Origin of the sequence: Microbispora sp. GKU 823, from assembly GCF_002027145.1 — a bacterium.
Classification (GTDB): domain Bacteria; phylum Actinomycetota; class Actinomycetes; order Streptosporangiales; family Streptosporangiaceae; genus Microbispora; species Microbispora siamensis.
The window spans coordinates 25627-32238 of sequence record NZ_MWJN01000105.1 but is presented as its reverse complement, the minus strand read 5'-3'; the positions used below and the strand labels follow the sequence as shown (position 1 = coordinate 32238).

Below are 6612 nucleotides of genomic sequence, written 5' to 3'. Positions count from 1 at the left end.
GTTCCCCCGCTGCCCGGCCCGAGCGGGCCCGAGGCCATCGCCGCGCACGCCGCCGTACGCGGCAGCGGGCGGGTGGGCCGCACCGCCGCCGCCCGCGTGCTGGACGAGAACGCCATCACGCTCGCCGTGATCGCGAGCGTGCGGCATCTGGACACCGACTACGACGAGTTGCTGATGGCCGGGACGCCGCGGATGACGGCCCGCGAGCGGATCCGCCCCCGGGTCGAGGAGGTCCTGACGGCCTGGCGCGGGTGAGCGCCTCCGGCGGACCTCTCAGCGGACGCGGCCGACCATCTGGGCGTACATGCGCCCGGGGCTGGGGACCGACGACGGGTTGAGGAAGCCGGGCAGCGGGGGCAGGTCGACCGCGAACGGCTGCAGCCGCTCGAACAGCGTGTGCGCGTCGGACGGCCGGTTGTCCGGCTCCTTCTCCAGCAGTTCGGCGATCAGGCGGTCCAGCTCGGCGGGGACCCCCGGAACCCGGGGCGGCCGTTCCTTCACCTGCTTGTCGAACACGGCATACTCGGTGGGCCCGGTGAACAGCTGGTTGCCGGTCAGCATCTCGTGCAGCACGCAGCCGAGGGAGTACAGGTCGCTCTTCGGCCCGGCGACGCCCCGCTGGATCTGCTCGGGGGACATGTACGCCGGGGTGCCGAGGATCTGGCCGATCCGGGTGAACTGCGCCGTCCTACCCGCGACGTCCGCCTCCCGCAGCATGGCGAGCCCGAAGTCGAGCAGCTTCACGCTGCCGTCCGGGCAGAGCATGAGGTTGGTCGGCTTGAGGTCCCGGTGGCAGATCGACAGCTCGTGGGCGGCGGTCAGCACGGCGCACGCCTGGGCGGCGATGGCCGCGGCCCACGGCACCGGCAGCGGGCCGTGCTCGCTCAGCAGGTCGGCGACCGTCACGCCCTCGATGAACTGCATGACCTGGAAGAGCCGCTGCTCGTAGGTGCCGAAGTCGTACAGGACGGGCGCGCCCGGATGGTCGAGCTTCGCGAGGATCCGCGCCTCGCGGATGAACCGGCGCTGCAACTCCTCGTCCGGGCCGTCGGGCAGCCGCAGGAACTTCACCGCCACCTTGCGGTCGAGCCGCCGGTCGTGCCCGCCGTACACGGCGCCCATGCCGCCCTGCCCCAGGGGGAGGTCGTCCAGCTCATACCGGTCGCCGATGACCATGCGCCCCTCCCGTCGGCCTATCGGGGAAAAAGCTACCGGATTCGTCCGCGATGCTCGGGCTCAGCGGCCGGGTGGACAGGACTCTCTCAGCCGGCAGGCTCTGGACCGCGTCACCCACGAGGGCGGAGGCGTCCGTCGATCAGCCCCTCGACGCCGAGGCGGGCGAGCGCCTCCCCCGCGGCCGCCGCCTCGCGCAGGCCGTCCTCCAGCGCGAGCAGCCGCCGGAAGGCCGTGCCGTACGTGCGCTGGACGGCCAGGGGAAGCTGGGGGACGCGGGCCCGGCGGGCCTCCACGCGGCTGCTGCCCAGATGCGGCCGGCCGCCGCCCGCCGCGTAGCGCAGGAACCCGGCCAGGAACTCGGGATCCACCTTGTCCGGAGCGACGCGGAAGAGGCTGAGGTGAGGGCCCAGGACCGAGCCCTCCCCCGCCACCACCCGGGCGGTGACGGCCGACGCCACGACGTCTCCCGGCCGTACGGCGACCAGGCCGGGGCGCGCGGGGATCCGCCGCGACGGCGCCGTCCCGGCCGCGACGTCGTCGGCCGTCAGCACGGGCACCCCGCCCTCGGCCACCGCACCGCCGGGGATGTCGCCGCCGGGAACGTCGGCGGGCAGCGCCCGCAGCGTCGAATGCCGGATGGTGACCAGCCCGGATCTGGCCATCTCCGCCACGGTCGCCCACGACGCGTCCCAGCCCGCCGCGCCGCCGGTGAGCACCTCCAGGTCGGGCACGTCGCCGGCCAGCGCCGCGAGCGCGTCCCGGAAGCGCTCCCTGGCGTCCGGGAAGCCCCGCGTGTCGTTCCGGGGTGACAGGTGCCGCGCCGGGCTCACGTCCACCTCGTCGTCGAGGATGTCGATGATCCGGACCGTGCGGCCACCGCGCGGGAGCTCGGTCTTCGCGAGGTGGGCCCGCCAGACCGTTTCGACGCCGGCCGGGTCGTCTCCCGCGTCGGCCACGAGGATCGCGCCGGGCTGCCGCTCCCCCGGCTCGGGACGGCGCAGCAGCCACAGGTCGGGGCCTCCGGGCGCCAGCGTGAAGACCGCCCGCAGCGCGCCCGTCCGCAGCAGGTTCGCCCGGATACGGCGTCCCGGACGGCGGCTCGCGGCGGCGCCCGGCATCAGGATGGCCACGAGCCCGCCGGGCCGCACGTGGGCGAGGCAGTGCTGCACCCAGGCCAGCTCCGGCTCGCCGCGCGGGGGCATGCCGTACTGCCAGCGGGCATCGCCGATGAGGTCCTCGTGGCCCCAGGCCCGCTCGTTGAACGGCGGGTCGCACACCACGGCGTCCGCGAGCCCGTCCCCGAGCCCGTCCCCGAGCCCGTCCGTCGGCCGGTCCGGAGGGAACGCGTCGTGCCGCAGCGCGTCCCCGGGGACGACCCGGGCGTCCCGCCCGCGCAGCAGCAGCCGCAGCGCGGCGAGCAGCGCGACCGTCTCGTTGGCGTCCTGGCCGAGCAGCCGCGCCTCGTCCCCCGCCGCACCGGCCCCGGCGGCGTCCAGCAGGAGCGTGCCCATGCCGCACGCGGGGTCGAGCACCGTGCGCGCCCCCGGGCAGGCCAGCCGGGTCATCAGGGCGGCCACGTCGGGCCGGGTCAGTGCCAGCCTGCGGCTGTGCGCCTCGGCGTACCGCTCGCACAGGAACTCGAACGCGCCGGCCGGGCCGTTCCGCTCGGCCATCCCGGCGACCAGCAGGAGCAGGCCGGGCTCGACCGGCGTCGCCTCCCCCGTGCGCGGGGGCAGGTCGGCGGTCGCCTCGGCCACCGCGCGCGGGAGCCGTACGGCGAGGTCGGGGGCGGCGGACAGCCGCTTCCAGCCGTCCGGGTCGCGGAGCGTGTAGAGCAGGAACGCCCCGACCTCCCCCAGCACCTCGCCCAGGCGCAGGTCGTCGGCCGACGCGCGCAGCCGCTGCCAGACGCGGTCGCCCTGGGACACCTCGAACGACTTGCCGTTCCTGCGCAGCCACGCCTCCACTTCGGGCAGCGAGAAAAGCGGGCTGGAGGCGGTACCTCCGACCGGCTGGGGGAAGTCCTCGTAGCGGCGCCGCCAGTTGCTGACCGCGGCCCTGCCGACGTCGGCGAGCCGGGCGATGTCGCCCGCGTTCACGGTCGCTTCGACCGCCGCTTCGACGGCGGCCTCGAGCGGGCTGGCGGCGACAGGACCCGCCGTCGTGTCCGCCGTGTTGTCCGCCTGGGCGTCGTGGCTCATGAACACGAGCCTAGCACTGTGCTTGTGAAGTCACTCAACCAATGGTTTACTCAAAACCATGACGCACAACCGTATTCGGTACGCCGCTGGGTCGGACGTCGGGCGCTCGCGTGCCAACAACGAGGATTCGGTGCACGCCGGCGAGCGTCTGCTCGCCATCGCCGACGGGATGGGCGGGCACGGACACGGCGAGGTCGCCAGCGCGGCCGTCATCTCCACACTGGCCGGACTGGATGACGGCCCGGCTCCCGCCGACCCCGTTGCCGCCCTCGCGGACGCCGTACGGGAGGCGGGGCAGCGCCTGGGCGACCTCGCCGCGCAGGACCCGGCGCTCGAACGGATGGGCACCACGGTCACCGCGATGCTGTGGGACGGCCACGGGAAGTTCGCCCTGGCCCACGTGGGCGACTCGCGGGCGTACATGCTGCGTGACGGTGCGCTCTACCAGATCACGCGCGACCACACGCTGGTGCAGTCGCTGGTGGACGACGGGCGGATGAGCCCCGACCAGGCCGCCCGTCATCCGCGCCGCTCCCTGCTGCTGCGGGCGCTGGAGACGAGCGGCCTGGCCGAGCCGGACCTGTCGCTGCGCGAGGCGTTCCCGGGCGACCGCTACCTGCTGTGCTCCGACGGGCTGACCTCCGTGCTGGAACCCGAGGCGCTGCACCACGTGCTCACCACGGTGGCCGATCCGCAGGAGACGGTCCGCCGGCTCATCGAGCTGGCCAACGAGGGCGGCGGACCCGACAACATCTCGTGCGTGGTCGCCGACGTCGAAGCCGCCGACGCCTGAAACCTGACCGTCAGGGACGGGGTCCGGCCCCCGTCCTCCACCGGCGCCCGGAGCCGCGCATGAGATCTCGCGGCCGTTCCAGCCGGGCGAGCCGGCCGCGAGATCTCCGCTCCGCGCCCGAACGGTGTGCCCGGACTGACGTCAGACGGCCCAGCCGCCGTCGACGTTGATCGTCGCGCCGGTGACGTAGCGCCCGCCGTCGCCCGCCAGGTGGGCGATGGTCTCGGCGATGTCGTCCGGCGCCGCGTAGCGGCCGAGGACCGTCAGCCCCCGGACCGTGTCCGCCATGGGGCTGTCCGCCGGGTTCGAGGCGGTGTCGGTCGGGCCGGGGTTGACGAGGTTGACCGTGATGCCGCGCGGCCCGAGGTCGCGGGCGAGCCCCTTGGTCATTCCGGTCATGGCCGTCTTGCTCATGGCATACAGGGCGAACCCGGGGAAGACGGTCCGCTCGGCGATGTTGCTCCCGACGGTGATGATCCGGCCGCCCTCGGTCATGTGTCCCGCCGCCGCCCGCGCGGCCAGGAACGGCCCGCGCACGTTGACCGCGAGCGTACGGTCGACCTCCTCCGGCCCCAGGTCCTCGATCGGCGCGACGGGGAAGAGCGCCGCGTTGTTCACGAGGACGTCGAGCCGGCCGAACTCGGCGGCGGCCTCGTCCACGGCCGCGACGACCGCCTTCGCGTCGCCGTTGTCGGCCCGGATGACCAGCGCCCGCCGGCCCATCGCCTTCACCTTCTCGGCCACGGCGGCCGCGCTGTCCTGGTCGCGCTCGTAGGTGAGCGCCACATCGGCGCCGCGCTCGGCCAGCTTCAGGACGACGGCCGCACCGATCCCCCGGCCGCCCCCGGTGACCAGGGCCGCCTTGCCGTTCATGTCGTTGATCTCGTTCATGGTGCCGAGCATGGCGACAACGGGGCCGGGAGGTCCGGCGGCGATCGGACCTGGCGTTCGGACTGTCAGGGCTCGGAAAGGCGCGGGAAAGGCCCGCGCGGAGGAGCGGTCAGGCGCCGCGCGCCCGGAAGGCGGCCGTCTTGACCCGGTTCTGGCAGGCCGTGGAGCAGAAGCGGCGGGTGCCGTTGCGGGAGGTGTCCACGTACACGCGGTCGCAGTGCGGCGCGGTGCACACGCCGAGCCGGTCGTGCAACTCGCTGCCGAGCACCACGGCGAGGCCGGTCGCGCAACTGGCCGCGTAGTTGCCGGCCAGGGTGCCGCCCGCGCCGTGGAAGTGTATGTGCCAGGGCTCCCCGTCGTGCCGGTCGAGGTGCGGGCGCGCGTCCGTCTCCGCCAGCAGTCCGTTCACGGTCAGCGCCGCCGCGTCCACGTCGCCCCGCGTCACCGCCTCGAACACGCCGCGCAGCCGCCCCGCGACCTCTGCGAGGGCGCCCGCCTCCGCCTCGGTGACCGCGGGCGCCCGCCTGTCGCCGGTCGTGAGGACGTCGGCGACCGCGGCGGCCCGCGCCTCACCCGTCGGCGGCTCGTACGGCCGGCCCCGCGCCTCGCCCTCGGTCAGGGCGTTCACCAGGCCGACGGCGACCGCCACCACGACATCAGCGTGACTGTTGAAGTTCACTTGACCAGTTACACCCTTGCATTCTACGTTGTAACTGCCGAAAGAATACACGCCAGTTACAAGGAGACGGCATGCTCACTCTGGACGTCGCCACCCGGTGGATCGACCGTTGGGACCGCCAGCAGGAGGGCTACCTCCCCGACCGGGAGGAGCGCTTCACCGCGCTGATCGACGCCGTCGAGGCGGGCGTGGGCCGCCCGGACCCCTGGTGATCGACCTCGGCTGCGGCCCCGGCTCGCTGTCGGCCCGACTGCTGAGCCGCATTCCCCGGGCCACGGTCGTCGCGGTCGACGCCGATCCCCTGTTGCTGTCGCTGGCCCGTGCGGCGTACGGCGACCGCGACGGCCTGCGCTTCGCCGATCTGGACCTGCGGGAGCCGGGGTGGAGCCAGGCGCTCGGCCTCGACCGCCCGGCGGACGCGGCGGTGAGCACGACCGCGCTGCACTGGCTGGCCGAGCCCGATCTGAGGGCCGTGTACGCCGAGCTTGCGACCGTGCTGCGGCCGGGCGGGCTGTTCCTCAACGGCGACCACTTCAGCTCGGAGGACACCTCTCCGGCGCTGGCGCGGCTGGAGCGGGCCGTGCACGAGAGCGAGGAGCGGCGGCGCTTCGCCGGCGGCCGTCCCGAGGACTGGCGTCAGTGGTGGGACGCGATCGCCGCCGACCCCGACCTCGCCGGTGTCGCGGCGCCCCGGCCGGCCACCGCGGCGCACCACGGCTCGGAGTCGCTCCACCTGTCCACCCACGTCGAGGCCCTCCGCGCGGCGGGCTTCGCCGAGATCGGGACGCTGTGGCAGCGCGGCGACAACCGCCTGCTCTGCGCCGTGCGTCCGTAATCGACCCGGCCCGCCGATCTCCCCGGCCGCTCTGTCC

General features: G+C 74.5%; 8 protein-coding genes. 4 read left to right on the top strand and 4 right to left on the bottom strand.

Annotated elements, in window-relative coordinates:
• Nucleotides 1-255: DUF2293 domain-containing protein (locus B1L11_RS36320; RefSeq protein ID WP_143737794.1), on the top strand; the 255-nt coding region annotated here is incomplete at its 5' end.
• 18 nt (nucleotides 256-273) lie between these two features.
• On the opposite strand, the gene B1L11_RS36315 is transcribed toward B1L11_RS36320, so the two are convergent.
• Entirely contained in the window at nucleotides 274-1176 is a 903-nt protein-coding gene (locus B1L11_RS36315; protein ID WP_079319816.1) for a serine/threonine-protein kinase, read from the bottom strand.
• Between the two features lie 110 nt (nucleotides 1177-1286).
• Nucleotides 1287-3377: an N-6 DNA methylase gene (locus B1L11_RS36310; protein WP_079319821.1), complete on the bottom strand. Its 2091-nt coding sequence runs from the start codon at nucleotides 3375-3377 to the stop codon at nucleotides 1287-1289.
• Nucleotides 3378-3435: 58 nt separating this feature from the next.
• On the opposite strand from B1L11_RS36310, the gene B1L11_RS36305 reads away from it, so the two are divergent.
• Nucleotides 3436-4170, top strand: a complete 735-nt coding sequence (locus B1L11_RS36305) for a PP2C family serine/threonine-protein phosphatase (RefSeq protein WP_079319815.1) — start codon at nucleotides 3436-3438, stop codon at nucleotides 4168-4170.
• A 141-nt stretch (nucleotides 4171-4311) separates the two neighbouring features.
• Here B1L11_RS36305 and B1L11_RS36300 read toward each other — a convergent pair whose 3' ends face one another.
• Complete coding sequence (locus B1L11_RS36300; RefSeq protein ID WP_079319820.1) at nucleotides 4312-5061, bottom strand: SDR family NAD(P)-dependent oxidoreductase; 750 nt, start codon at nucleotides 5059-5061, stop codon at nucleotides 4312-4314.
• A 109-nt stretch (nucleotides 5062-5170) separates the two neighbouring features.
• Nucleotides 5171-5740, bottom strand: coding sequence for a CGNR zinc finger domain-containing protein (locus tag B1L11_RS36295; protein WP_079319814.1), 570 nt, complete (start codon nucleotides 5738-5740; stop codon nucleotides 5171-5173).
• A 71-nt stretch (nucleotides 5741-5811) separates the two neighbouring features.
• Here B1L11_RS36295 and B1L11_RS52835 point away from each other — a divergent pair, with 71 nt between their 5' ends.
• Entirely contained in the window at nucleotides 5812-5952 is a 141-nt protein-coding gene (locus B1L11_RS52835) for a hypothetical protein (RefSeq protein ID WP_256863198.1), read from the top strand.
• Complete coding sequence (locus B1L11_RS36290; protein WP_256863197.1) at nucleotides 5949-6575, top strand: trans-aconitate 2-methyltransferase; 627 nt, start codon at nucleotides 5949-5951, stop codon at nucleotides 6573-6575. Before B1L11_RS52835 ends, B1L11_RS36290 begins: the two co-directional genes overlap by 4 nt.
• Nucleotides 6576-6612 lie beyond the last annotated feature (37 nt).